The following is a 25,858-nucleotide window of genomic DNA, read 5'->3' on the forward strand; positions in this document are numbered from 1 at the left end:
CTCCCGGCGGCTCGCAGGTGCGCGCCGACGGGAGAGATCGGCGACTTCCGCGGGAGCCGGGCCGTCAGGCGTCCTTGATCTCGCAGATGGTGGCGCCGGAGGTGACGGTCTGGCCCACGGCGGCGCTCAGACCCGTGATGGCGCCGGACTTGTGCGCGGTCAGCGGCTGCTCCATCTTCATGGCCTCCAGCACCACGACCGTGTCGCCCTCGGCCACCACGTCACCGTCGCCGGCGACGACCTTGACGATCGTGCCCTGCATCGGGCTCACCAGGGCGTCACCGCCCGCCGCCGCCTTCTTCGGGCCGCCCGCGCCGCGCCTGGGCCTGCGGGCGCCCGCCGGTGCCGCGCCCCCGACGCCGCCGGTCGTGCCGAGTCCGGCGGGCAGGACCACCTCCAGGCGCTTGCCGCCCACCTCGACCGTCACCGTCTCGCGCGCCGCCGGCTCGCCGTCGGGCCCGGCGGCCTCGCCGGTGTAGGGCTCGATCGTGTTGGCGAACTCGGTCTCGATCCAGCGGGTGTGCACCGCGAACGGCTCGGCGGTGAACGCCGGGTCGGACACGACCGCGCGGTGGAAGGGCAGCACGGTCGGCATCCCGCCGACCTCGAACTCCGCCAGCGCCCGCCGTGAGCGCTCCAGCGCCTCGGCGCGGGTGCGGCCCGTCACGATCAGCTTGGCGACCAGCGAGTCGAACGACTGCGGCACCGTCATGCCCGCCTCGTAGCCCGCGTCGAGCCGCACGCCCGGCCCCGACGGCGGTCGCCAGACGGTCAGCGTGCCCGGCGCGGGCAGGAAGCCCCGGCCCGGGTCCTCGGCGTTGATCCGGAACTCGATCGCGTGACCGCGCAGCTCCGGGTCGTCGTAGCCGAGCGGCTCACCGGCGGCGACGCGGAACATCTCCCGCACCAGGTCGACGCCCGCCACCTCCTCGGTCACCGGGTGCTCGACCTGCAGCCGGGTGTTGACCTCCAGGAACGAGATCGTGCCGTCCTCGCCGACGAGGAACTCGCACGTGCCCGCGCCCACGTAGCCCGCCTCGCGCAGGATCGCCTTGGAGCTGGCGTAGAGCAGCTCGACCTGCCGCTCCGTCAGGAACGGGGCCGGCGCCTCCTCCACCAGCTTCTGGTGCCGCCGCTGCAGCGAGCAGTCGCGGGTGCTGACCACCACCACGTTGCCGTGCGCGTCGGCCAGGCACTGCGTCTCGACGTGGCGCGGCCGGTCGAGGTAGCGCTCCACGAAGCACTCGCCCCGGCCGAAGGCCGCCACGGCCTCACGCACCGCCGACTCGTACAGCTCGGCGACCTCCTCCAGCGCGCGGGCCACCTTGATGCCCCGGCCGCCGCCGCCGTAGGCGGCCTTGATCGCGATGGGCAGGCCGTGCTCCTCGGCGAACGCCACCACCTCGTCGGCGCCGGAGACGGGGTCCTTGGTGCCGGCCACCAGCGGGGCGCCCACCTTCTGGGCGATGTGCCGGGCCCGCACCTTGTCGCCCAGCGCCGCGATCGCCTCGGGCGGCGGCCCGATCCAGATCAGGCCCGCGTCGATCACCGCCTGCGCGAAGGAGGCGTTCTCGGCCAGGAAGCCGTATCCCGGGTGCACCGCGTCGGCGCCCGAGCGCCGCGCGACGTCCAGCAGCTTGCCGATGTCGAGGTAGGTCTCACCGGCCGAGCGGCCGCCCAGCGCGTACGCCTCGTCGGCGACCCGCGCGTGCAAGGCGTCCAGGTCCTCGTCGGAGTAGACGGCCACGCTGGCCAGACCGGCGTCCTTGCACGCCCGCGCGACCCGTACGGCGATCTCGCCGCGATTGGCGATCAGAACCTTGCGCACCTGCGTCCGTCCTTCCTCCACGGCACTCAACGGAGTGTAAGTGCCAGCCGGCGCCTGGCCCTCGGCGGCCCAGGCGCGGGACCGTGCGGATCGACCCGGCGCCGGACGAAGCCGGGTGATCCTTTACGACCATAGCCGCTCGGCATAACCGAGGGCGATGGCCGGGGCGCCCGCCTAAGGTGAGCGTGCTATCACGACGATCCAGGAGGCATGCATGGGCCAGAGCCTGCTCGGTGGCGACCCCGGAGAAATGCAGCTGATGGCGACGCAGTTCACGCAGCAGTCGGAGGCGGTGCGGGGCACGATGACCGCGCTCGACCGCGAGGCCGCCAAGGTCGGCACGGCCTGGACCGGCCCCGGGGCCGAGCGCTTCCAGGGTGCCTGGCAGAACTACCGGACCGCGTTCCAGCGGATGACGGAGGAGCTCCAGGAGGCGGCGCGCGTCATCAACACCTACCGGGGCAACATCGAGTCCGCGACCCGCTGAGCGTCGCCGGTAAGAGCAGTGTCGGGGCCCCGGCGACAAGCCGGGGCTTTCCGCTGTCCGGGTGACGTGCTCCGGCCGTTCGGTGGGGGCGAAAAACCCGGACAATATATGCTTCCTGGTCATGATCCCACGGGTACTCCTGGCCTGCGCGCTGGCCGCCGGGCTCGTCGTCACGCCGGGCGTCGCCCAGGCCGCGCCCGTGCGCTGCAACCCCGAGAAGGGGTCGATGCAGGTCGGGGAGTCGTGGGCGCAGCGCCGGCTGGACGCGCGCACCGTGTGGAAGCTGACGAGGGGCGAGGGGATCACGGTCGCGGTCATCGACAGCGGCCTCGACCTCAGGCACCCGTCGCTGGCCGGAGCGGTGATCAAGCAGGTCGACCTCACCCGTACGGGACACCGTGACTGCATGGGGCACGGCACCGCGACCGCGGGCATCATCGCCGGCCGCTACCTGCAGGGCGTCCCCTTCCACGGGGTCGCGCCCGCCGCGCGGCTGATCTCCTACAAGCAGACCAACGAGAAGGAAGGCGACGTCGCCACGCTGGCGGAGGGGATCGTCAAGGCGGCAGAGGCGGACGTCGACGTCATCAACGTCTCGGCGCAGGCCACCGACCAGCCCGACCTCAAGGCCGCGGTCCAGTACGCCCTCTCGCGCGACATCGTCATCGTGGCCGCCGCCGGCAACGTGGACAACGGCGGGGTCTCCTCGCCCGCCTACCCCGCGGCGTACGAGGGGGTGCTGTCGGTCGGCTCCGCCTCCCCGGGCGGCAGCCTGTCCACCTTCTCCAACACCGGTTCGCGGGTCGGCGTGGTGGCGCCGGGGGAGAAGATCACCAGCACCTGGACCGGCCGGTCGTTCCGCGCCGACCTGGAGGGGACGAGCTTCGCGGCGCCGTACGTGGCGGGCGTCGCGGCGCTGGTGCGCGCCCGGCACCCGCGGCTGACGAACGAGCAGGTACGGCGGCGCATCGAGAGGACCGCCGACGGCGCGCTCGGCGACGGCACGGGCGCGGGCATGGTGAACCCCCTGCTGGCGGTGACCGCGGTCCTGCCGTCGGAGCAGGTGGCGGTGGCGCCGCCGCCGGCCGGCCCGCTGCCGGACGGCCTGGTGACCAAACGGCCGCCGGTGGACCAGCACGCGATCGACGTGGCGGTCGGTGTGGGGGCCGCGGCACTGGCCCTCGTGGGGCTCGTCCTGGTGGTCCGGATGGTGGTGCCGATGGGCAGACGACGCGGCTGGCGGCCGGGGCGGCAAGTTTGACCATTTCGATGTGGTGAACGTCAGTCAGGCAGCCCGGAAACACCTGATTCTGCAGTGACGGATTTGGTTCAATGATCCATGAGTCATGATTTGTCACTGAAAGGGCGCCCATGAACTCCCTGGATCCGCGTGACCCTGAACAGTTAGGCGTTTACACCATCCTCGAACGGGTCGGCGAAGGCCCGCGCGGGGTCGTTTACCTGGGCCGCCAAGGCGAAGACGAGACCACGTACGCGATCAAGATGCTGCCGGCCATGCCGGACGCGGCGGACGTGGCTCAGCGCCTGAAGGGCGGCGAGCGGATTTCGAGCTCCTACGTCGCGCGGGTGGTCGACGCGGGCGTGTGGGAAGGACGGCCGTACGTCGTCCGCGAGCACATCGAGGGGCGCAGCCTCGCCGACGTCGTACGCGACGAGGGGCCGCTGTCCGGCGACGCGCTGGAGCGCGTCGCGGTGGGCGTGCTCACCGCCCTGACGCCCATCCACCTGGCGGGGGTGGCCCACGGCGGCCTCACCCCGCAGAACGTCATCATGAGCGCGGACGGCCCCCGGGTCACCGACGCCGCCATCGGCGGGCCGGTGGGCGAGATCGGGTACCGCTCGCCCGAGCAGTTGAACGGCGAGCCGTTCGACGCCTACACCGACGTCTTCTCCTGGGCCTCGGTCGTGGTGTTCGCCGCGACCGGTCGCGCGCCGTTCGGCCACGAGGCGCAGGCCGTCATGAACGCCGAGCCGGACCTGGGCGAGCTGGCGGAACCGCTGCGCGGCGTCGTGCTGTCCTGCCTGGCCAAGATGGTCGCCCTGCGGCCCACCACGTACAACGCGCTGCTGCGCCTGCTGGGTGACAACCACGCCGGCCCGGTGCCGCCGATCGTGGTGCCCCCGCAGGTACCCGCCGGTGACACGGTGCTGCTGCCGCCCGGTCAGGACGTGCCGCCCCTCCAGGGGCTGCCCGTGCCGCCGCCCGTCGTCGTGCAGCAGCAGGCGCCGCCGCCTCCCATGTGGGGGCCGCCGGCCGAGGGCCTCCAGGACGAGCCCCGGCAGACGTGGTCGGTACCGGGTCCCGTCCAGCCCGCCGCCGCCGCGCCGCGCCGCTCGTTCCCCGTCGGCCTGGTCGGCGCGCTCGGCGCCGTCGTGCTCGTCTCGGGGCTGGGGCTGTGGGGCGCGACCAGCTACGCGCCGAAGCAGACGCTGCAGTCGGCCGCCGCCCCGGGTGCCACGGCGACGGTCACGTCCGCCGCGGCCGAGGGCGGCGACGGCGGTGGAGGTGGCGGCCAGCCGGGCGTGCCCGCCGACGGCACGCAGCAGCAGCCGCCGGCCTCGGGTGAGCCCCAGGTCACCGTGCCGTGGGCGCAGACGCCCGACCCCACCTCGACCGGCGTGCTGCCGTTCGAACTGCCCAGGGACGAGCCGACCGAGATCGCGGTGCCGGAGCTGAGCACGGTCCCGTCGCCGCTGCCGACGCAGCCCGTCATCACGCAGCAGTACCCGACGCAGCCGGTGACGCAGCCCACCGCCCAGCCCACCCAGGCCCAGCCGACCGTGACGGCCACGGCCACGACGACGGTCACGCCGACCCCGTCGGTCTCGCCGACACCGGACGACCAGATCTCCGGCGAACCGGTGCCGACGCGGACGAAGGGCAGGCCCACCCGGGAGCCGGACCCCACGCCCACGGAACAGCCCAGCCAGCAACCCACCCAGCAGCCCACCACGGAGCAGCCGAGGCCGAGCGACCTGCCGACGCGCAGCGAGCAGCCGAAGCCGACCGCGACGCCGTCCACCCGGCCGACCGAGCAGCCGAAGCCCACGGTCTCGGCCACGCCGACCTACACGGCCAGGCCGACCGTCCGGCCCACCACCACGTCGCCGAAGCCCACCGCCACGGTGACGGTCAAGCCGACGACCGCCTCGCCGAAGCCGACGGTCAAGCCGACGACCGCCTCGCCCAAGCCGACCCCGACGCCGACCCAGACGAGGAACCCGCACACGCCGACCTCGGTCTGCGGCTCCGGCTTCTACGTCCAGCGGCAGGGCTCGTTCGCGGGCGGTGTCACCTACCAGCTCTACAACAACGCCACCGGCGAGAACTGCGTGGTGACGCTCAAGACCGCTGACATCGGCAAGGCCACCCCGGTCACCGCCACTCTGGAGATCCAGGGCGGCGGGCGCCGGACCGACAGCGGCAACTTCGAGTTCTACGCCGGCCCGGTCAAGATGCAGGGCAAGGGCAAGTGCGTCCGCTTCGAGGGCGGCGCCGGCTCCAGCCGGACCAGCGCCGACTGGGGCAACTGCGGCTGACCCCGCACAGCGGCCCCGCTGACGACGTGAGGACCCGCTCCCCGGAAGGGGGGCGGGTCCTTCGCGTCAGTAGGGCCGGTACCCGCCGCCGCTCTCGATGGACGCGATCCCGGGGTGGCGTCCCATGTCGCCGTAGCGGCTGTAGGTGTAGAGGACGCCGGCGATGATGTTGTCCACCGGCTCCAGGATCTGCTTGTGACCGGGCAGGCTGTGCGCGTTGAAGGTGGGCGGGATCGTCTGCATGAGGCCCTGCGACGGCACGCCGTTCTGCGCGTTGATGTCCCACCTGTTGATCGCGCTCGGGTTGCCGCCCGACTCGTGGAAGATGACGGTCCAGATGCGCTCGATGTCCTTGGGGTCGTTCGGATCGAGGTCGCTGACGTCGATGCCGCGCTTGCGCAGGACCGCGGCCATCTCCGGCGACTTGATGACGGTCAGCGCCTCCTTGATCCACTCCACCACCTCGGCCTTCGGGCGGGGCGTGGTGCCGCCCGACGAGGTCCCGGTGTAGCCGTACGTGCCGGTGCCGCCGCCCTCGCCGTAGCCGCCCGGGGAGCCCCCGCCGCCGTTCTGGCCGCCGTTCTGGGCGAGCACGGTGCGCCGGTACTCCTCGGGGGACACCGGGATCCAGCCGACCTTGTCGGCGACGAAGTCCTGCTTGCCGGCGAACCGGATGCCGGAGAACAGGTTCGCGTCCTTGCCGAGCTGCTTGTTGATGTTGCTCAGCGCCGTGGACATCACGGTCTCGGCGGAGCCGAGGCGGCCCTGCGCGGACTGCGCGAACGAGCTGACCTTGGCGCCGATGTCACGGTTGAGGTTCGCCTCGGTGGCGTCGGGGTCGTTCTCGGCCTTCGCGTACGCGGTGCGGATGTCCCCGACCTGCTTGAGCAGGTCGCCGCCGAGCCGGTCGACGTCCTTCTTGGCCTTCTCCAGCGCGTCGGCGACGTCGTTGAGCGAGCCGGCGCAGGAGACCAGCGCGTCGTCCAGCGCCTGGCCGGCCTTGCCGTACGCGGCCATGTACGAGACGAACTCGTCCGCCGAACCGCCGCGCCACCAGTCGTCCACCCGCCGGACGTCGCCCGCGAGCACGTTCATGTTGCCCAGGACGTCGTTCCCGCTCGCGGTCCACCGCGAGGCGATGCGCCTGATCTCGCCCGGGTCGGCGTCCTTGACCTTGTCCATCACGTCGGTGAACTTCTTGCCCTGCGCCAGCGCGGCGATCTGGTCGCGCAGGCTCACGAGTCGCCCTGCACGGTGGATCCCTTGTCCGCCTTCTGCATGTTGCGGCGGATCTGGTCCAGCGCGCGTTCGACGTCGTCCAGGCGGTCCTTGGCGGCCGTGACCTGGTCCGAGACCCGCTGCTCGACGCTGTTCAGCGCCGTGATCAGCGCGTCGGAGTCGGCGAGCTCGCCGAACACCCGGGCCTCCTGCTTCACCGGGAACGCGGCGCCGAACTCCGGCGTGGCCTTGGCCGCGGGCTTGCCGTCCTTGAGCTTGACCAGGTCCACGGAACGGTCGTGGACCGACTCCTGGAGTCGCTGAAGTGCCTTCTGACTGAGTGCGACGCCTCCCACCACGGGCCCCTTTCTGGCGGTTAGTGCGCGTTGTCGGGAAAGACGAAGATGATGTTACTCGTGACGCCTGCCGTGACTGAAGATCCTCAGGCGCCCTCCGCGGGCGGAGCGGGCGGCGCCACGAACGCCGTCTGGGTCAGGCGCGTGCCGGACCGCCGGTCCACGTAGTAGCCGCGGCCGGTGGGCAGCGGGTGCGGGCGCACGTTGCCGAAGAGGTAGCCCTCGTCCTTGTTGCCGGACAGCATCAGCGCGGGGCTCGCCAGGTCCTTGATCTTGGTGATGATCGGGTCGAACATGGCTCGCCCGATGCCGCCCATCTGCCGGGCCAGCACCAGGTGCAGGCCGATGTCACGAGCCTGCGGCAGCAGGTCGGCCAGCGGCAGCAACGGGTTGGTGCCTCCGGCCACGAGGTCGTAGTCGTCCACCACGATGTAGAGGTCGGAGCCCTGCCACCAGCTCCGCGAGCGGAGCTGGTCGGGGGTGAGGTCGGCGGGCGGCAGCCGCTTGAGCAGCGCCCCCCGGGCGTTGTTGATCAGCTCGGTGGCGGCCGTGCTGGAGGCGGCGTAGCCGATCCGGTGCTCGGTCGTCGCGGTGTCCAGCAGGGCGCGCCGGTAGTCGATGACGATCATCATCGCCTCGCGCGGCGTCTGCCTGGCCACGATGCTCTCCGCGATGAGCCGCAGCAGGTTGGACTTGCCGCTCTCGGTGTCGCCCACCACGATGAAGTGCGGGTCGGTCTCGAAGTCGAGCATCACCGGCGCGAGCGCCGTCTCGTCGATGCCGATCGCGATGCGCTTCGGGGCGGCCGGGTCCGCGGCGGGCAGCGCCTCGGCCGGCAGCAGCGCGGGCAGCAGCCGCACCGGCGGCGCGGGCGGGCCCTGCCAGGCGTCGCGCACGCCCTGCACGAGGGAGCGCACGCCCACCGCCAGGTCCTCGGCGTTCTGCACGCCGTCGATCCGGGGCAGCGCCGACAGGAAGTGCATGCCCTCCTTGGTCAGGCCGCGCCCGGGCACGCCCTCCGGCACGGCCATGGCGGCCTTGCGGTTGATCTCCGACTCGTAGGCGTCGCCCAGCTTGAACTCCAGCCGGGTGCCGAACAGGTCGCGGATGCCGGGCCGGAACTCCGACCACTTGTTGGTGGCGGCCACCACGTGGATGCCGTAGCCGAGCCCGCGCGCGGCCAGGTCGGTGATCACGCCCTCCAGCGCCTCGTACTCCTGCCTGACCGTCAGCCAGCCGTCGATCACGAGGAAGATGTCGCCCCACCCGTCGCCCTCGATCTCCCCGGCGGCCAGCTGCCGGCGGTAGGAGGAGATCGAGTCGACGCCCAGCTCGCCGAAGACCCGCTCACGGTCCCGGAGCACCCCGGAGATCTCCGCCACCGTGCGGCGCACGCGGTCGGCGTCGAGCCTGGTCGCCACACCGCCGACGTGCGGCAGCCCGTCGAGCGTGGCCAGCGCGCCGCCACCGAAGTCCAGGCAGTAGAACTGCACCTCGCGGGGCGTGTGGGTGAGCGCCATGCTGGTGATCAGCGTGCGCAGCGCGGTGCTCTTGCCGCTCTGCGTGCCGCCGGCGACGCCCACGTGCCCGGCCGCGCCCGACAGGTCCAGCCAGAACGGATCGCGCCGCTGCTCGAAGGGCCGGTCGATGACGCCGACCACCGCGTGCAGCCCACCACGGCCCGGCCAGCCGGGCGTGGACAGTCCCAGCTCGGGTGTGATCGACAGAGGAGGCAGCAGGTGGGTGAGCGTGGGCGGCTCGCTCAGCGGCGGCAGCCAGATGCGATGCGCCGGCGGACCGGCGCCCTTCAGCCGGTTCACCACGATGTCCAGCAGGCTGACCTGCGGGCCCTTCTCGGCGGCCGGCGCGATCTCCGCCTTCGGCTTCTCCACCTCGGGCACCGGCACGAAGGCCGGGGAGTACTCGACGACCTCGTGGATCGGCGCGTCGCCGTCGCCGGCCGCCGCCTGCCGCGGGTCGCCCTGGTACGGGCCCGACACGTACGCGGCCTTGAACCGCGTCATGCCGGAGGTGTCGAACTTGAGGTAGCCGTTGCCCGGCGCGGACGGCAGCTCGTAGGCGTCGGCCACGCCCAGCACCACCCGCGACTCCATGGCCGAGAAGGTGCGCAGGCCGATCCGGTACGACAGGTGGGTGTCCAGGCCGCGGAGCCGGCCCTCCTCCAGCCGCTGCGAGGCCAGCAGCAGGTGCACGCCGAGCGAACGGCCGAGCCGGCCGATCATCACGAACAGCTCGATGAACTCCGGCTTGGCCGTCAGCAGCTCGCTGAACTCGTCCAGGACCACGAACAGGGTGGGCATCGGCGTGAGGTTCGCGCCCTGCTCCCGGGCTCGCTCGTAGTCGCGCAGCGAGGCGTAGTTGCCGGCGGAGCGCAGCAGCTCCTGCCGGCGCACCATCTCGCCGTGCAGGGCGTCGTGCATGCGGTCCACCAGCGGAAGCTCGTCCTCCAGGTTGGTGATCACCGCGGAGACGTGCGTCAGCTCCTCCAGCCCGAGGAACGTGGCGCCACCCTTGAAGTCGACGAGGACGAAGTTGAGGATCTCCGAGGAGTGGGTGACCGCGAGGCCCAGCACCAGCGTGCGCAGCAGCTCGCTCTTGCCCGATCCCGTGGCGCCGATGACCAGGCCGTGCGGGCCCATGCCGCCCTGCGCGGACTCCTTGATGTCCAGCTCGACCACGCGGCCGTCGGCGCCCAGCCCGATCGGCACCCGTAGCTTGTTGCGGGCGGCGCGGGGACGCCACACCTGCGCCGGATCGAGCCGGGTCGGGTCCATCACGCCGAGCAGCTCGGTCAGCGTGGTGTTGGCCGACAGCACGTCCTGCACCTCGCCGCCGCCGGCGCCCGTGGACAGCCGCAGCGGGGCGAGCTGCCTGGCCAGACCCTCGGCCCGCAGGTAGTCGAACCCGTCGGGGTCACCCAGCCGGGTGGTGCTCTCCTTGCCCGCGTGGTCGATCTTGACCATGAAGAAGCCGTCGGGCTGGACGTCGAGCCGCAGCGTGGCCCGCTCGTCGACCGGTCCGGAGGCGCCGGACAGGTCGATCACGGTCACGCCCTGGATGGCGTCCGTGCCGAGCTGGGACTCGGCCGGCACGTGCCCGCCGTCGAGGATCAGCACGTGGTACGGCAGCGAGTCGGCCGGCGAGCCGGGCTTGAACCGGGCCCGCTCCTTCAGCTCGCCGCCCACGAGCCGGTCCAGCTCGGCCAGGTTCTCGGCCATGAGCCGGACCTGCCCGGCGGCGTCGCTCTGCTCCGGATGGAGGGCATGCGGCAGCCACTTGATCCAGTCCCAGTGCGGCATCCACTCGTCGTCGGCGCACACCATGATCCGCAGGTCGTCGGGGGAGTGGAAGACCGTCATCTGCGCGATCATGGCCCGCACCAGGTCCCGCATGGCCACGGGGTCGCCGCGCAGCTTGATCCGGGCGAACGAGCCGAGCGCCACGGCCACGGGCAGCCCGGCGACCGTGGAGTGCGCCCGGACGAACCTGCGCAGCGCGCCGGCCGACAGCGCGTCGAGGTCCTCGATCGGCTTGGAGTCCGGCGGCACGAGCTGGATCGCCAGCCGTTGCACGCCGGTGCCCAGCCGTACGGTGCCGAAGTCCTCGTCACGCGGGCGCCGCTCCCACAGCCGCGAGCTCATCGCGACCCACCAGAGCGAGTCGGGCGCGGGCCCGCTCCACTCCAGGGCCTCGCGCTGCTGCTTGGCGGCCCGGCGGGAGCGCTTCCTGGCCTGGGACAGGTAGCGGAAGTAGTCGCGGCGCAGGCCGTTGAGCCGGTGCTTGCGCTCGCCCGCCTGGCGGCCCATCTGGCCGATCGTCATGCCGACCATGGAGAAGGCGAACAGGCCGCTCGCCACGTACATGAGCGGATTGCCGGTGCCGCCCGAGGTGAACATCAGCGCCATGGCCGCCCCGCCCGCGATCATGGGCATGTAGGTCAGCGCCATCATGAAACCCTGGCCCTGGACCTCCGGGATCTCGGGCGGAGACTCGAGCAGGATCTCACCGCGGGGCGGTTTGGGACTGGGGCGGCGCTCGGGGCGCCGCACGATGACGATGCTCACCCTGAAATTGCCCTCCTTGGGGGTCGGAAGACTTTCTTACCAGAGCACATGAGCCGCCGTGTGGCCGATATGTTCGTCATGTCTTGTGACTCGTGGGAAAAAGGGGGAATCAGTGCGGTCGCTGGCTCAAGGGCCCCAGGGCCCTGTGCCCCACGGTCCCGTGCCCAACGGCCCTGTGCCACACGGTCCCGTGCCTCACGGTCCGGGGACCCGAGGGCCACTCCCGCAGGGCGCCCTGCCCCAGTCGGCCGCGCCGCTGCCGCCGCTGTGCCACGTGACGATCGTGGCGCCTCGCAAGCGGGTGGACCTGGCGCTGCCCGTGGACATCCCGCTGCCGCACGTCATGCCGGGGCTGCTGCGCGCGGTGGACGAGATCGGCGGAGACAACGCGGCCGGGCCGGGCTGGGTGCTCCAGCGGCTCGGCGGCGCGCCCTTCGACCTCGGGCAGAGCCTGGCGTCGCTGGGCGTGCTCGACGGCGAGGTGCTCTACCTGCGGCCGCGCGAGGCGGCGATGCCGCCGGCGCTCTACGACGACGTGGCCGACCTCGTCGCGACCGGCGTCCAGGAGCGGGCGGGGACCTGGGAGGGCAAGCACTCGCGCCGCCTCGGCCTGGGCGCCGCCTCGGTGCTGCTCTGGGTGGGGCCGCCCATCCTGTTCCTGGCCGGGCCGCCGTGGACGGTGACCGCCATCGTGGCGGGCGCCCTGGCCGTCCTGCTGGTCGCCACGGGGGCCATCATGTCGCGGGCGGTGGCCGACTCCTCTGCGGGCGTGCCGGTCGGCTACGCGGCCCTGCCGTACGCCTTCCTGGCGGGGCTGCTCGCGCCGACCAGCGCCGCCGGCCTCTTCACGCTCGGCTCGCCCCACCTGCTCGCCGCGCTGGCCTGCACGGCGCTGATCGCCACGTTCGCCGGAGCGCTGATCTCCGACGGCGTGGTGGGCTTCCTCGGCACGGCCATCGCCTCCGTGGCGGGTGCGATCAGCGCGGCCGTCGTCATGATCTTCGGGCTGCCCGAGGCCGGAGTGGCGGCGATGACCGCCACCATCCTGCTGGCGTTCAGCCCGCTGATCCCGACCCTCTCGTTCCGCATCGCGCGGCTGCCGCTGCCCTCGATGCCGACGAACGCCGAGGAACTGCGCAACGAGAACCAGCTCCTGGACGCTCCGGAGATCAAGGACCGCACCGTCCAGGCGCGCAACTACGTGACCGGCATGGTCGCCGGCCTGGCGCTGGTCGCCGGGGGGACCCAGTTCTTCCTGGCGCTCGACGGCCACTGGCTGGCACGGGTGGCGGCCGTGATCCTGTCGCTGACGATCATCATGCGGGCCCGGGTGTTCGCGGGCGTGGGGCAGCGGCTGTGGCTCGTCCTCTCCGGGGTGGCCGGGCTGGCCACGCTGGCGATCTCGATGGGCTCGGGCCAGGGCAGCGTCATGGGGGCCGTGCTGGTGATCGGGCTGCTGTGGGCGGCGCTCATCGCGATGGGGATGGGTGTCTGGCTGCCGTCGGGCAAGCCGTCCCCGTTCTGGGGGCGTGCGGGCGACATCCTGGAGCTCATCCTGATCGCCGCGATGTTCCCGCTCGCGCTCGGCGTCTTGGAGGTCTACACCTGGGTACGCGGCCTGTCCGGCTGAGCGCGGCGTGGCCGGCCGGGGAGCGGCCGGTGACACAGGCATGAAGTCTTCGTTAAGGTTCACCGCTGACCTGCGGAAACAGGTGGTGCCCGGTGGCTGCCTCGTCGTGATCGTCGGTAGAAAGATCAGGTGTCGACCGATGAACCGACCCCCACGACAAGTCCGCCGCCCGGTGGGAGTGCCTCCCCGAGCGACGCCGGCCCCGGCGTCTCACCGAGCCCGTCGGCGTCCAGTCCGGCCGCCACTCCCACAGACCCGGGATCGGCCACTCCGTCGCCCAGCCCGTCGGCCACGGTGTCGCCCGGCCCGTCGGCCACGGTGTCGCCCGGTCCGTCGGCCCCGGGCACGCCCACCGGGACCCCCACGCCCACCGCCTCGCCGTCGATGGTGAGCCCGTGCCCGCACACTCCCGCGTGCCCGCCACCCGCCTGCCTCGCGCCGGGCCTGCGCCCGAAGCCGGAGACAGCCGCTCCCGGCAGGCCCGCGCCCGCACCGGACGCGTCAGGCTCCGGCGGGCCCGCGGGCGGATACAACGTCGACGCGGGCTACGTGCGGAAGTTCGCCGGCGCCATGGACGGCTCGGCCACCGGAGTGGACTCCATCAAGCAGCACACGCCCCGCTTCGACGGCTGGAACCTCGTGCCCCTGGCGGGCGTGCCGATCATCGGGCTGGCGTTCGTCGGCCGGTTCAACGCCATCGCCGACACCTGGCAGGACAGCGCCCGCATCCTGGCGGACGTGCTCAGGACCGACAGCGGCAAGGTCTCCAGGGCCGCCGACCACTACGTCGCGGCCGCGCAGGCCAGCACCGTCGGGAAGAAGTGAGGGCCAGCGCCATGTCGACCCCGCCCGGCGAGCCGCCGAAGCTGATCCTGCCCGGTCAGACCGTGCCCAACGCCAACCAGCAGCTCTACGTCACCAACTCCAGCGGCGCCGTGCAGAGGACGGTCACGGTCGCTCCCGCGCAGCGCACCGACCCCGGCTTCTACAAGCGGCTGATCGCCGGGCTGAACCCGCTGCGGCAGACCACCAGGGCCGCGATGGCGATGTCCGGCCTCGGCATCGCCGCGCTCGCGCTGGACGTGGCCGCCACGCTCAACCTCGGCAACCCGTTCCTGTTCTACTCCCGCCGCGAGCAGTGGAAGGACATGTCCGGCCTGCTGGAGGGCACCAGGTCCGACCTGTGGCGCTCCTTCTTCGACGACATCGCGCCCAACTGGCACGGCCAGGCCGTGACGATGCTCCAGCAGTACGTCCGGTTCAACGTCAACGGCCTCTACAGCCAGCTCGGCAAGATCTCCGACGAGATGAGCGGCGCCATGCACGGCCAGTACAAGGAGGTGCTGGAGTACGACCTGTCGGTGTTCGGCCTGTACGCCACCTCGGCCCCCATCCTGCGCACCGTCGCCGCCATGAGCTTCCACCCGGTCGGCCGGGTCGCCCTGATGACCCAGGTCGGCCTGTTCATGAGCGCGGCCGGCAACATGGTCAAGCAGTTCGCCGACGTCTACAACTCCTATGAGGGCGACCTCAACAAGCTGGAGCTGAAGCTCAACGACCTGAGGGGAGCCTTCTACAAGTCGGGGAACCCGGAGATGGGGGCGCGCGACCTCCACCTGTCTCCCATGATCGAGGACCCGGCCCGCGTGGACGACTTCTGGATCCCCGCGTCCAAGGACGCCGGATGAGGCACGTCGACGCGTTCGGCACGGGCCGGGAGGGCGACCTCTCGGGCCTGCTGGCCGAGGCGGGCCGCTGGGCCGGTTCCCTCGCCGGTGCGCTGGGCGAGTTGGAGGAGCAGCGCCTGGCGGGTGCCGACCCGTCGGGAGCCGTCCGCGCGGAGGTGTCCGGCACCGGCCGGCTGCGCGCGCTGACCATCGACCCGCGGGGGCTGCGCGACCTCGACCACGACCAGCTCGCCCAGGCCGTCCAGGAGGCCATCGTCGCGGCACACCAGGCGATGGGTGACCGGCTGACGGAGGTCGTCCAGGAGCTCGCGGGCCCGGCCGCGGCGGCCGGAGGAGGCGCGGACCCGTTGGAGGCCCACGTACGCGACCTGCTGCGAGGAGAGTGAGCGTGGAGGACCTCAACGAGGCGCAGGCGAGGCTGGACGCGCTGATCGCCGCCGCCGAACGGGCCGAGGCGCGGGTGGAGGAGTGGAGCGCGGGGGAGTTCACCGGCCGGGCCGACGAGGGCGGGATCGTGGCCACCGCCGACGCTCTCGGCGTCCTGGTGCGGCTGGAGATCTCTCCGCGGAGCAGGCGACGGCTGGACGCCACGGGGCTGGCCGACGCGATCCTGGCGGCGGTCACGGCGGCGGAGGAGGCGGCGGCGGCCGTCAGGGACGAGCTGATGGCGGATCTCCGCGCCACCTCCGGCGCGCCGGAGGCCGGTCCACCGCGGCCCAGGGGGTGATGACCCGTATGCACACCCTGACCGCATACACCCCACGATTGCGCAGATGATCCACGGACGCTACTTTGCTGCACGTTCATCACTCCAGGACGGAGCAGCCGGTGCAGGAGTTCGGGGACTTCGCGAACATCGATATTGACAAGCTTCTGAAGACCGCCGACGGGCAGTTCGCCCGCATGGAGGAACTGCAGAAGACCATGAGCACCGTGGTCGGGCGGGCGCAGGACGAGGACGGGCTCGTCACGGCCGAGTACGCCGCCGAGGGCTTGCGGGAGCTGGACCTGCATCCCAAGGCGATGCGGCTGGGCTCGTCGGAGCTGGCCGAGAAGGTCAAGCAGGTGGTGCGTGACGCCTCCGAGGACCTCCAGCAGAAGATCAGTGAGGCGATGGGCGAGGTCTTCGGCGAGGAGGACAACCCGATGCGCTTCATCAAGGACCCGGACGCGGCGCTGGAGCAGGTCCGAAGCGCCGAGGCCGCCTACAACCGCACCTTCGAGGACGTCATGGGCGAACTCGACCGCATCCGCCGCCGCCTCGACCTCTGACAGCACCCGGCCGGGCGGCGGCGTGACGGCTCAGGTCGCCACGGTGCCGCTCGGGGCGCCGGGCGCCTGAACCGTGGTGTCGTCGGTCGTGTCGCTCGTGGTGTCGGACGTGCGGGTCGTGGTGCTGGGCGACGTCCTGGGCAGGCCTGCTGTGCCGGGCATGCCCTCCTGCGGCAGACCCTCCAGGTACACCTGCGTGAAGTCGGGCGCGTTCTCCGGAGTGGCCTGCTTGGTCAGCTCCTGCGCCTTTTGGGAGGCGAGCAGGGAGGCCGCTCCGACGGCCACACCCGCGCTGATCAGCATGGCCTTGCGCTGCTTGGTGGCGAGAACCTTCAGGCCGTTCGTGAACGCCTGAACGTACATGTTGCCGGTGGCCTGTCCGCCCAATGCGAGCGCGGCGTTCCATCGGGTGAGATAGATGGTCGTGGCCCACATGGCCATGCCGGACGCGCCGACGAGCGAGAAGACGGCCGCCGCCAGCGACAGGCCGCTCAGGCCGCCGAGGACGTCCGCCACGCCCGTGTAGACCACCTTGGAGTCGTCCTTGCGGGCAAGGAAATCCTTCTTCACCTGCTGGAACTCCGGCCGGGACATCTCCTTCCAGTCTTCCTCCGGCACGTCCTTCTCCACGGTGTCCAGCTTGGCCTTGAAGGCATCCAGCTTGGGCACGACGCTCCGCCACGCGTTCGACGCGTCCTGGATGTCGCTGGGGCTCGAGTAGAGCGTGCCGATGATCGTCGTTGAGATCGCGGCCAGCGGGCCGAACGCCGTGGCGGAGTAGACCGTCAGGCCGAGCGCCGTGGTGTACATGGTCGTGCCCGTGTCCTTGATATCAGGCATGGTCCGCGGCTCACCTCCCTAAGACTTGGCCGTGCTGGCTGCTTCGGCCGATTCGATGATCTTTGCGCCGTTGTGGAGCTGGGTGTTCCAGCCCTTGACTGACTGGTGCGCGGCGTCGACGTAGCCGGCCGCGGTGTCCCGGACGCTGCTGTGGGCGGGGACGAACACCATCCCCAGCACACCGAATCCGGGGAACCCGGTGGAGATCTGCTTGATCTCGGAGTTCAGGTTGTCCAGATCCTTGGCCACGTCGTGCTCGATCTTCTTACCGAGGTCCTTCAGGGTCTCAGGACGGGCGTTGCGCCAGTCGGCTGAGACGCCTTCGGTTTCGAGGTACTGGTCCCGTAGCTGCTTCGGCGTGGGCTTGGGGTCCTCTTTCCCCCCCTTGTCATCCTTGCCCCCCGTGTTGCCCGTCGGGCCGTTCTGGCCGCCGCCGGTGCCGTTTCCGGTCCCGGAGGGACTGCCACCACCGCCGCCGCCGGGAACGGACGGCAGGTCGGCGCCGGGCGTGCTGGGCTCGCCCGAGTCGCCCGGCTTGCCGCCGTCCGCGGGAGGCTCGGTCCCCGGCGTGGGTACGTCGGGCACGTCGGGGTCGGGCTGATCGCCGGGCTTCCCGTCGTCTCCTGGACCGCCGGGATCCGGGGTTCCAGGACCACCTGGGTCGGTGGGGTCGTTCGGGTCCGAAGGATCGTTGGGATCGTTCGGGTCCGTGGGGTCGTTCGGGTCCGTCGGGTCCGAGGGATCGTTGGGGTCGTTCGGGTCCGTGGGGTCGTTCGGGTCCGTCGGGTCCGAGGGATCGTTGGGGTCGTTCGGGTCCGTGGGGTCGTTCGGGTCCGTCGGGTCCGAGGGATCGTTGGGGTCGTTCGGGTCCGTGGGGTCGTTCGGGTCCGAGGGATCGTTCGGATCCGTCGGGTCGTTCGGATCGGTGGGGTCGTTCGGGTCCGATGGGTCGTTCGGGTCCGATGGGTCGTTCGGGTCCGCCGGATCCTCGTCATCGGTGTCGCCCTGGTCCCCGGAGTCGTCGTCGCTCTCCGGGTCCTTGGCCTCATCGACCGTGTCCGGCTGCCCGCCGGGGCCGTCGCCGCCCTCGTCGTCCTTCTCGCCGTCCTCGTCGGCGGGGGAGCCCTGCGTGGGCTCCTCCTCCTTGCCGTCGGACGGTTCCCACTGCGGATCCCCTTGCGCCGCCACCGGCTCGATCCACCCCGGCTCGTCGTCATCCGAGGAGTCGGCGGCGGTTTCGGTGCCGCGCGCGTCCGTCTCGCGGGACTCCGGGCGCTCACCCTGTACGACCTGCCGCCCGTCCGCGAATTCGACGTCCTGGGCGAGCGTCTCACTGGGCATGCCCGTCGTCGCGACAGCGGGGGACGACGCACTCGCCCCCCAGTTGATCAAGCTGTCCACGTCTTGCTGGCTCATGCCGTTGCCCTCCGTTGATCGCAGACGCTAACCCAACCTTGGGCGATCAGGATGCCTACCGGCAAACCGCAACCTGGTGTTAACCGAAATTCCACGATCGTCGTCAAATCAACCCAAGTCGCTGACCTGCGACTTTATCTGAATGTGGCTTTTGTGTCATCTATCTGTGATGTGCATGCGTGTTAGGCATGTTGCACCTGATGGCTACCGTGCTCTTTGATTGTTTTCGTGCCGATCGTGCCCTCCGTCTGCTTGTGTGGACTCTGACGGTAGGTCGGTAGGCCCAACAAACCGGGGAGAGGAATCTCTGTGTCGTACTACGGAGCCAGCCCAGAACAGGTCCAGAGGGCGGCGAGCCAGGTACAGGCCGCCGCAACGCAGATCGAAGGCCTGCGGAAGGGAGTCGCCGCCACCGTGCTGGAGCTGCTCGCCTCCGGCCAGGCCAAGTCGTGGCAGGGTGGCGCGGCCGAAAAGTACAAGTTCCACATGGACCAGTGGGACCAGGGTGCCAAGCGGATTCTCGCCAGCCTGGAGACCATCTACGACAACATGAACGTGAGCGCCAAGATCTACAGCGCCGCCGCGGCCGAGGCGGACGACAACATGAGGCTCGCGGATGTCAGCGGCAACCAGAACAGTGTCGACGCCCTCATCAACGTCAGGGCCTGAGCCGCCGCCTGCCGCAGTACGGAACGGAGATCGCTATGGCTGATCGCATGCATGACTTCACCCAGGTCAACTTCGCGCAGATGCAGGCCGCGCAGGAGGGCCTGCTCAAGGTCGTGACCGAGCTCGACCGGGTCACCGACCAGCTCTACAAGGACGTGGCCGCCACCCTCGCGGGTGCCTGGTACGACGACGAGACCGGTGCGGGCGCCAAGTCCGAGTTCGACCGGGCCCGGACGCTCTGGGACGCCCAGGAGAAGGAGATGGGCAACCAGCTCACGCAGGCCGCCCAGGCCGTGGGTCTCGCCAACCAGAACTACATGAACGCCGAGCGGGCCGCCCGCAACCTGTGGGCCGACCCGGGTCGCTAAGCCGCAATCGTCGACTCGGTCATCGCCCGCGAGGCGATGGCCGAGCACACGTCTTTACGGGGTGACATGACGCAGAAGGACGTTATCGAAGGCGGTAAGGACCCGCTCGACATCGACCCCAACTGGCCCGGCCTCGACGGCAAGGCCACGCTGCACTACGAGGTCGGCAAGATGCGAGCGGTCGCCCGCGAGCTGAGGTCGGCCTTCTCCGGGTCCGATGGCAGCGGTCAGGGTCTCGGCCATCACAAGCAGCGCCTGCTGGACGAGTGTCAGCTCTCCGAGGCGCACATCGGCACCTGGCACGACGCCAGCGCGTTCACCAAGACGGTCGGCGCCAACAGCGCCGGCACCAAGTTCAGCCAGGCGTACAGCGAGTTCGCCGAGGCCTTCGACAAGGTGATCAAGGCGATCGAGGCCAACGCCGACATCTACGCTCGTACGAACCAGCACAATGAGGGTGGCCGTGAGGCCTGAGGAAGGGCACCGTGGGTAGCCGGCGCAAAGTCCTCGTCATCCGCTCCTTCGAGGCGACGCCAGAGGGCAAAGAGGTTGAGGCGTCCAAGGCCGAGATCGAGCGGTTGCTCACCAACACCAGCCCGGGCGACGTCAGCAGCGCGGGCTCGGCCTACCGCAGCGCGGCGCAGGCGATCGAGCGGGCCGTCGCCGCGCTGAACGAGCACGCTGCCACGCTGGCCAAGGCGTGGCAGGGCCCCGCCGCGGCCGAGGTGCAGAAGGCCATGCAGCTCATGCACGCGAGCGGCGTCGAGCTGTCCGGCAAGATGAAGATGATGGACGACGCCCTCGGCGGTTACGCCAAGAAGGTGCCCGAGACCTTGGAGAAGGTCCGGAACATCCGCGTCGAGGTGTCGACGACCGAGGAGAACACCGGCGGCGGCACCATCGGCGCCAGCCCGTACCTTCAGCAGGCCAACGCGCAGATCCCGCAGAGCGCCAAGACCGCCGCCGAGAACGCGCAGGCGCAGCGGGCGATGAAGGAGCTCAACGAGAAGATCGTCGAGCTGCTCAACGTCCAGGTCCCGATGGACGTCTCGTACGAGCTGCCGCCCGTCGACGTCCCTGCGGCGCCGCCGTCGCAGAAGACCGTCGACATGAACGGCATCTCGCCCACTGGGCGTCAGACCGGCACGGCCGGCTACAACTCGGGCAGCAGCGCCGGCTTCACGGGCGTCGGAGACACGGGCGGCCCGGGCTCCGGCGGCGACGGCACGGGCACTCGCGGCTCGGACGGTACCGGCACGGGCAACGGCCAGAACGGCACCGGTACGGGAAGCACGGGCCAGAACGGCACCGGCACCGGAAGCACCGGCCAGAACGGCACAGGCCAGAACGGCACAGGCCAGAACGGCACGGGGGCGGACGGCACCGGCTCCAACGGGACCGGTTCCAACGGGACCGGCCACGACGGAGGCGGCCCGGACGGCACCGGCACGGATCCCGCCGCCACGGACCCCGACCGGACCACCCGGACCGGCCCGGGTGCCGACGACGGCACCGTGCCTTCGGTGATCGGCCGGGACGACCCCCGGTACACGCAGGCGGCGAACTTCACCCCCACCCAGGTGACGACGCCGACGGCGTTCACCCCCGCCACCACCGTGCCGACCACGTCCATCCCGATGGCGACCACCTCGACGCCGTTCGTGCCGACGACCGCCACCCCGCCGGGCGTCCCGGCCGTGCTGGGAGGGCCGAACCAGTGGGGAGAGCACGCGGGCAACCCGGGATCTCAGGGCCGTCCGGCGAACGCCGGCCACGCGCCGATGTACCCGTTCCTGCCGATGGGCGGCGCGGGCGCGGCCATCGGCTCGGAGGAGTCCACCGAATCCGGCGCGCACATGCCCGAGGACCGCGGGGTCTGGGCCGTCACAACCGACGTGACCGAACCGCGTATCGGCTGAGCACCCGCCTGAGCCGGCACTGATGAGGGGGGCCAATGGCTGACGCCAATCCGTACTCGCTGGGCAACCTGCCGAACGTGGAGTCGTCCGGGGTCAAGTTCGCGCCGGGCAAGTTGGAGTCCAACAGCAAGACCCTCACCGCTGATGGTGACAAGCTCGCCGCGTTCGCCGGCCGGACGGGTGGCATCTCCCTGGGCTGGCTCGGTTACGGCATGACGGGCCGCCAGTGTGACAGCGCCCACGAGCAGGCCTGCACCCAGCAGGTGGACACGATCAAGGCCGCCAAGAAGGTGCTCGACTCGTGGCGGGAGGCGCTGCGCATCGCCGACGCCAAGTACGTCGAGGCGGACGAGCAGTCGACGCCCCAGAACCCGTACGTCGGCAACCCGCAGATTCCGTCGATCCCCCCTTACAACGGCTCCGGCCTCAACGGGTCGGGGCTCGACGGCCTGAACGGTTCCGGCCTGAACACCCCGGGCATCTCCCCCGCCGGCCTCAACACCCCGGGCCTGAACGACCCGAACCTGCAGGACCCGAACCTGCAGGACCCCAACCTGCGGGACCCGAACCTCCCGGACCCGAACCTGCAGAATCCGAACCCTCAGAACCCGAACCTCCCGGACCCGAACCTCCAGGACCCGAACCTGCAGAATCCGAACCTCCCGGACCCGAACCTGCAGAATCCGAACCTGCAGAACCCGAACCTCAACCAGCCCAACATCAACCAGCCGGACCTGCCCACCGTGGATCCGAGCAAGTCCGCCCTGAGCGGCCTGTCGGACCCCACGAAGACCGGCCTGTCCGGCGTGGACCCGGCCACCCTGCCGAACCCGCAGACCCGCATCCCCGACTCCCTGAACACCGCCGACCCCGGTCGTGTCACCAACGGTGTGCCCGGCGGCGGCACCTCGACGGGCACCGGCATGGGCGCCGGCGGCGCCGCGGGGGTGGGCGCGGGGCGGCTGCCCGGCGGTGCCGCAGCCATGGGCGGCATGGGCGGAATGCCGTTCATGCCGATGTCGCCCATGGGCGCCGGCGGCGACAAGGAACGCGAAGGCGGTGGCTCCGAACTCCTGCGCGGCGACCCGGACGACTGGGAATACGAGGAGGGCGTGACGGACGCCGTCCTCCGCCACGAGGGAGCCTGACGTGGCAGAGCTGACAGGGGCACGCAACCGGTTCATCATCGCGGCGACGGTCTCCGCGGGATGCTCGCTGATCATCCGGAGGCCCCTCGCGTTCGCCATCGCCGCGGGCCTGGGCGTGATCATGGCGGACCCGGAGGGCATGCTCGAGGCGATGAAGGAGTGGAAGACCAAGGCGGAGGGCGGCCTCACCGAGGAGGTCGAAGAGCTGGTGAGGTCGGTCCGTTCGCTCAACGACCGCCTGAAGAACGACGCCCACTGGGACGGCGCGGCCAGGATCGCCTACGAGGCCGTGGCCGAGCCGTTCATCGAGGAACTGGAGAAGCTCGGCACCGGGCGCAACGGCATCGGCGACGCGCTCAAGTCGAGTGCCGACCAGTACGAGATGCTCTCCTACTTCGCGGTGGCCACGGCGATGGCGATGGTGGTCTGGGCCGTACTCGTGTCCGTCGGCAAACTCACCCCCGCCACCTGGGTCACCTCCCAGATCGCCCTCAACGCCGGTCTCAAGGCGCTGTGGACCGCGCTCAGGCCGATCCTCATCAAACTGGGCATCTTCGCGGCCGGAGTCTTCGCCATCTACCAGGGCGTCAGCATGCAGAACCTGGAGCAGGCGGGCAAGTTCCAGAACATGATGGCCATGCCCATGGTCGAACAGTACGGCCTGGGCAACGACCCCAACTCGGGCGCCCTGGTCCAGAAGCCGATCCCCACGACCAAGCAGAACGGCTCGCCGACCAACACCGAGGTCCCCACCCAGATGGCCTGACGCTCCAACTCCCGCCCACCACCCCCTCACAGACTCGGCGGACCCCGCGCCCGCCCACAACAGCCTGCACCCATGCCCGCGCTCACACGCACGCCCGCGCCTGCCCCCGCCCCACCCCTACGCCCATCCCCGCACCCGCCCCTGCGCTCACGTCCGGGCCCTTCGAGTCTGCGTCACCCCCCGCGCCTGAGCCGGTCATGCCCGCGCCTGTGCTCACGTCCGGGCCCTTCGAGTCTGCGTCACCCCCCCGCACCCGAACCCGCGCCTGTGCTCACACCGGCGCGCACCCCGATCCGAAGCCGGAGCCGGCGCCGGAGCCCGAACCCGGATTCGGACCCGAGGAGCACATCACGCCTCCCCAGGCTCCACGCGCGGAAGGCACGGGGCCATTGCGGCTCGCCCTCACCCGCCCCGCGCCTTGACGACATACCCGACGTCCCACACCCCCGACAACGCCTGGCTCCCCGACAACGCCTGGCACCCCGACAACGCCTGGCACCCCGACAATCAGCGTGACCCCAACCCGACATGACCCGGCAGGAGCCGACGAGTCGTGCTGGGACCCGGCAGGACCTGATGCGACCAGGGGGACCCGGGGACCCGTCAGGACCCCGAGCCACCACCCCCACCCGCTACTGCGTGACCTTCACAGGAGTCCGCGCAGCGGCCGGGTCCAGCCGCGGCCCCTCCGGGATCATGTGCAGCAACTGCGCCGGCAGCGGCGCCACCGAGGCCGCGTCGTACCCGAGCGTCTCCACCTGCGTCCCCGACTGCAGCGGGAACCGCCGGTTCTGCTCGGTCACCAGGTAGAAGGTATTGATCGCACGTATCTGCCCGTCACCCGGCAGCAGCCCCGCCACCGCGGCCCCGCCGTGCGGCATCACGATCTGGTCGAAGTGCTCCTGGCTCCCGCTGGCCTGCGGCACCGGGATGCTGATCGTGGCCCCACTGGTGATCTTGGCCTTGGTGGAGCCGTTGTGCGTGTCGGAGTAGACGGCGCACAGTGGAGCGTTCGCCGCGGGCGTGATCACCTTGGGCATCGTCGTCGGCAGCCCGCCACCGATCATCGAGGCCTTGGACAGGGCCGCGTTCGCCGTCGCCGGATCGATGGTGATCGGTTCGACGGGCCGCGAGCCGTACGCTTTCTTGCTGGCCGGATCGTTGCGCAGCAGCGTCGCCTGCGTCACGGTGATGGGCAGGAGCCCGTCCTGGCGGAGCACATACCACCGGTCGGCGGTGCCGGCCATGCCCGGCGTCAGGAAGATCTGGCCGATCCGCCGGGCGCGGTTGTCCGGCCCGCGCACCGCCTTGCCGCGGTTCGAGATCGAGGGGAAGCTGAAGTCGGGCCCGTTCGGGATGGCGTTGATCCAGGCTGCGGGCACCTTCCTGAGGACGGTGGCGCCCAGCGCGTTGACCCCTTCGGGGCCCACCTTCATCTTCTGGTCGCCCCAGATCACCCAGCCCTGCTGCTGTTCGTCCCGGACGACGATCGCGCCGTTGCCGACAGGCGTGCCGCCGACGTTCATGCCGCCCACCAGTGTCACGTACGTCTTCGTGACGCCCGCCGTGTCGGCCGTCTGGCCCACGCACACCGACCACGGCCCCTTGACGAGCTTGTTCTTCGCGGGCAGCGAGTCGGGCACCCCCGGGATGCCCACGAACGGGCCCCGGTCGAACTCGGCCAGCGAGGCCGCCGACACGTTGCGCACCTTCACGTCGGGCGTGTCGAGCAGCAGCCGTGCCGAGACGTAGTTGGCGACCGGCAGCAGCTTCTTCTCCTCCTGGCTGTAGACGTACTTCGCCCCGCTCTCCTCCTCGACCAGCAGCTGACCGGGGTCCGTCAACTTGGTCGCGTTGCCGGGCTTCAGCATTCCCCAGATCCCGAATCCGGCGGTCACCAGCACGGCGATCAGGAGTCCGCAGAACATGGCCACCGTGTGCCGGCGCATCGGAGACTCGGGCACGTCCGGCTCCGCCTGGAGCAACGCCATGCCCAGACGCTGCATCATCAGGCGGTGGGCCTGGTAGAGGTCCTTCCGGGTCTGCATGCCGCTCCGTTCCACTAAAGGTCCCGGAACATGTTACGCATGAGGGTCACGAGGGATATGTCAACTTCTGTACGCCGTGGGGGGCATCCGAGTAAAGTTGCGATCAAGCACCTTGGGGAGGTCGTGTCGTGGCAGTAGAAGAGCACCAGGGCTGCGGGGAGAAGTGGCCCGGTCTCAAGGCGGAGAGAGACAACGTCACCTATCCGGAGAATCCGAAGGAGCGCTTCGAGCAACTCGCCTCGAGACTCGAGGAGGCCCTGGAGGACCTGACCGGATCGGGGCGGGGCTCGCTGACGGACCTCACCACGCAGGGCAATCTGTCGGGCTTCACCTCGCAGGTGCGGGCCATCGACCGCTGGGAAGGCGGCCGCGCGTTCGCCAACACCCTGGATCTGGGCCACGAGGAGCTCACCAAGATCTACGGTCAGGTCAACAAGAAGTTCGCCATCGCCATCGCCCTGGTGCGAGGCGGCGGCGGCATCTACCAGACCGGGGACGACATGACCTTCCCCGGTTCCACTCAGGGCATCTAGGGCGGCCGGGGGATCGTCATGGGCGA

Annotated in this window: 24 protein-coding genes; 16 read left to right on the forward strand and 8 right to left on the reverse strand. The window is 70.9% G+C overall.

All coding sequences use genetic code 11. The features are described 5' to 3' along the window. Positions 1–64 precede the first annotated feature (64 nt). Entirely contained in the window at positions 65–1,828 is a 1,764-nt protein-coding gene (locus FHU36_RS35370; protein WP_185088405.1) for an acetyl/propionyl/methylcrotonyl-CoA carboxylase subunit alpha, read from the reverse strand. A 214-nt stretch (positions 1,829–2,042) separates the two neighbouring features. Between FHU36_RS35370 and FHU36_RS35375 the strand changes: the two genes are divergently transcribed. The 3 genes from FHU36_RS35375 (at position 2,043) to FHU36_RS35385 (ending at position 5,876) form a co-directional block, all read left to right on the forward strand. Beyond that, on the forward strand, positions 2,043–2,315 hold the full coding sequence (locus FHU36_RS35375; protein WP_185088406.1) for a WXG100 family type VII secretion target: 273 nt from the start codon (positions 2,043–2,045) through the stop codon (positions 2,313–2,315). 121 nt (positions 2,316–2,436) lie between these two features. After that, positions 2,437–3,576 (forward strand): type VII secretion-associated serine protease mycosin, encoded by a 1,140-nt coding sequence (gene mycP / locus FHU36_RS35380; RefSeq protein WP_185088407.1) that lies wholly within the window; start codon positions 2,437–2,439, stop codon positions 3,574–3,576. A 110-nt stretch (positions 3,577–3,686) separates the two neighbouring features. Next, positions 3,687–5,876, forward strand: coding sequence for a serine/threonine protein kinase (locus FHU36_RS35385; protein WP_185088408.1), 2,190 nt, complete (start codon positions 3,687–3,689; stop codon positions 5,874–5,876). Positions 5,877–5,942: 66 nt separating this feature from the next. Here the strand turns inward: FHU36_RS35385 and FHU36_RS35390 are convergent, their stop codons facing one another. The 3 genes from FHU36_RS35390 to eccCa all read right to left on the reverse strand — a co-directional run bounded on the left by FHU36_RS35390 (position 5,943) and on the right by eccCa (position 11,535). Further along, positions 5,943–7,115 (reverse strand): transglycosylase SLT domain-containing protein, encoded by a 1,173-nt coding sequence (locus FHU36_RS35390; RefSeq protein WP_185088409.1) that lies wholly within the window; start codon positions 7,113–7,115, stop codon positions 5,943–5,945. Continuing rightward, on the reverse strand, positions 7,112–7,450 hold the full coding sequence (locus FHU36_RS35395) for a hypothetical protein (protein ID WP_185088410.1): 339 nt from the start codon (positions 7,448–7,450) through the stop codon (positions 7,112–7,114). Before FHU36_RS35395 ends, FHU36_RS35390 begins: the two co-directional genes overlap by 4 nt. Positions 7,451–7,536: 86 nt before the next feature. Further along, entirely contained in the window at positions 7,537–11,535 is a 3,999-nt protein-coding gene (gene eccCa, locus FHU36_RS35400; protein WP_185088411.1) for a type VII secretion protein EccCa, read from the reverse strand. A gap of 274 nt (positions 11,536–11,809) precedes the next feature. On the opposite strand from eccCa, the gene eccD reads away from it, so the two are divergent. Next, the gene (gene eccD, locus FHU36_RS35405) at positions 11,810–13,165 is read left to right on the forward strand and encodes a type VII secretion integral membrane protein EccD (RefSeq protein ID WP_312892058.1); all 1,356 of its coding nucleotides are present in this window, start codon (positions 11,810–11,812) and stop codon (positions 13,163–13,165) included. Positions 13,166–13,290: 125 nt separating this feature from the next. Here eccD and FHU36_RS35410 read toward each other — a convergent pair whose 3' ends face one another. Next, complete coding sequence (locus FHU36_RS35410) at positions 13,291–13,698, reverse strand: hypothetical protein (protein ID WP_185088413.1); 408 nt, start codon at positions 13,696–13,698, stop codon at positions 13,291–13,293. Positions 13,699–13,714: 16 nt separating this feature from the next. On the opposite strand from FHU36_RS35410, the gene FHU36_RS35415 reads away from it, so the two are divergent. The 5 genes from FHU36_RS35415 to FHU36_RS35435 all read left to right on the forward strand — a co-directional run bounded on the left by FHU36_RS35415 (position 13,715) and on the right by FHU36_RS35435 (position 16,125). After that, the gene (locus FHU36_RS35415; protein ID WP_185088414.1) at positions 13,715–13,990 is read left to right on the forward strand and encodes a hypothetical protein; all 276 of its coding nucleotides are present in this window, start codon (positions 13,715–13,717) and stop codon (positions 13,988–13,990) included. Between the two features lie 11 nt (positions 13,991–14,001). Further along, a complete protein-coding gene (locus FHU36_RS35420) occupies positions 14,002–14,853 on the forward strand; it encodes a hypothetical protein (RefSeq protein ID WP_185088415.1) in 852 nt (283 codons plus the stop codon). After that, positions 14,850–15,239 (forward strand): YbaB/EbfC family nucleoid-associated protein, encoded by a 390-nt coding sequence (locus FHU36_RS35425; protein ID WP_185088416.1) that lies wholly within the window; start codon positions 14,850–14,852, stop codon positions 15,237–15,239. Before FHU36_RS35420 ends, FHU36_RS35425 begins: the two co-directional genes overlap by 4 nt. A 2-nt stretch (positions 15,240–15,241) precedes the next feature. Further along, complete coding sequence (locus FHU36_RS35430) at positions 15,242–15,580, forward strand: YbaB/EbfC family nucleoid-associated protein (RefSeq protein ID WP_185088417.1); 339 nt, start codon at positions 15,242–15,244, stop codon at positions 15,578–15,580. 101 nt (positions 15,581–15,681) lie between these two features. Continuing rightward, positions 15,682–16,125, forward strand: coding sequence for a YbaB/EbfC family nucleoid-associated protein (locus FHU36_RS35435; protein ID WP_185088418.1), 444 nt, complete (start codon positions 15,682–15,684; stop codon positions 16,123–16,125). 30 nt (positions 16,126–16,155) lie between these two features. On the opposite strand, the gene FHU36_RS35440 is transcribed toward FHU36_RS35435, so the two are convergent. Continuing rightward, complete coding sequence (locus tag FHU36_RS35440; RefSeq protein WP_185088419.1) at positions 16,156–16,965, reverse strand: hypothetical protein; 810 nt, start codon at positions 16,963–16,965, stop codon at positions 16,156–16,158. 18 nt (positions 16,966–16,983) lie between these two features. Beyond that, on the reverse strand, positions 16,984–18,381 hold the full coding sequence (locus FHU36_RS43865; protein ID WP_221497093.1) for a hypothetical protein: 1,398 nt from the start codon (positions 18,379–18,381) through the stop codon (positions 16,984–16,986). Between the two features lie 309 nt (positions 18,382–18,690). Here FHU36_RS43865 and FHU36_RS35455 point away from each other — a divergent pair, with 309 nt between their 5' ends. The 6 genes from FHU36_RS35455 (at position 18,691) to FHU36_RS35480 (ending at position 23,251) form a co-directional block, all read left to right on the forward strand. After that, a complete protein-coding gene (locus tag FHU36_RS35455) occupies positions 18,691–19,050 on the forward strand; it encodes a WXG100 family type VII secretion target (RefSeq protein ID WP_185088422.1) in 360 nt (119 codons plus the stop codon). Positions 19,051–19,085: 35 nt separating this feature from the next. Next, the gene (locus FHU36_RS35460; protein WP_185088423.1) at positions 19,086–19,418 is read left to right on the forward strand and encodes a WXG100 family type VII secretion target; all 333 of its coding nucleotides are present in this window, start codon (positions 19,086–19,088) and stop codon (positions 19,416–19,418) included. 66 nt (positions 19,419–19,484) lie between these two features. Beyond that, positions 19,485–19,892, forward strand: coding sequence for a hypothetical protein (locus FHU36_RS35465; RefSeq protein ID WP_185088424.1), 408 nt, complete (start codon positions 19,485–19,487; stop codon positions 19,890–19,892). A gap of 11 nt (positions 19,893–19,903) precedes the next feature. Next, positions 19,904–21,337 carry a WXG100 family type VII secretion target gene (locus FHU36_RS35470; protein ID WP_185088425.1) on the forward strand — a complete coding sequence of 478 codons (1,434 nt, stop codon included), beginning with the start codon at positions 19,904–19,906 and terminating at the stop codon, positions 21,335–21,337. A 35-nt stretch (positions 21,338–21,372) separates the two neighbouring features. Beyond that, positions 21,373–22,485 (forward strand): hypothetical protein, encoded by a 1,113-nt coding sequence (locus tag FHU36_RS35475; RefSeq protein WP_185088426.1) that lies wholly within the window; start codon positions 21,373–21,375, stop codon positions 22,483–22,485. 1 nt (position 22,486) lies between these two features. Next, positions 22,487–23,251 (forward strand): WXG100 family type VII secretion target, encoded by a 765-nt coding sequence (locus FHU36_RS35480; RefSeq protein ID WP_185088427.1) that lies wholly within the window; start codon positions 22,487–22,489, stop codon positions 23,249–23,251. A 632-nt stretch (positions 23,252–23,883) separates the two neighbouring features. Here the strand turns inward: FHU36_RS35480 and eccB are convergent. Then, positions 23,884–25,299, reverse strand: coding sequence for a type VII secretion protein EccB (eccB, locus tag FHU36_RS35485; RefSeq protein ID WP_185088428.1), 1,416 nt, complete (start codon positions 25,297–25,299; stop codon positions 23,884–23,886). A 128-nt stretch (positions 25,300–25,427) separates the two neighbouring features. Here eccB and FHU36_RS35490 point away from each other — a divergent pair, with 128 nt between their 5' ends. Then, positions 25,428–25,832, forward strand: a complete 405-nt coding sequence (locus FHU36_RS35490; protein WP_185088429.1) for a hypothetical protein — start codon at positions 25,428–25,430, stop codon at positions 25,830–25,832. The last annotated feature ends 26 nt before the right edge of the window (positions 25,833–25,858 follow it).

The organism is Nonomuraea muscovyensis (genome assembly GCF_014207745.1).
Classification (GTDB): domain Bacteria; phylum Actinomycetota; class Actinomycetes; order Streptosporangiales; family Streptosporangiaceae; genus Nonomuraea; species Nonomuraea muscovyensis.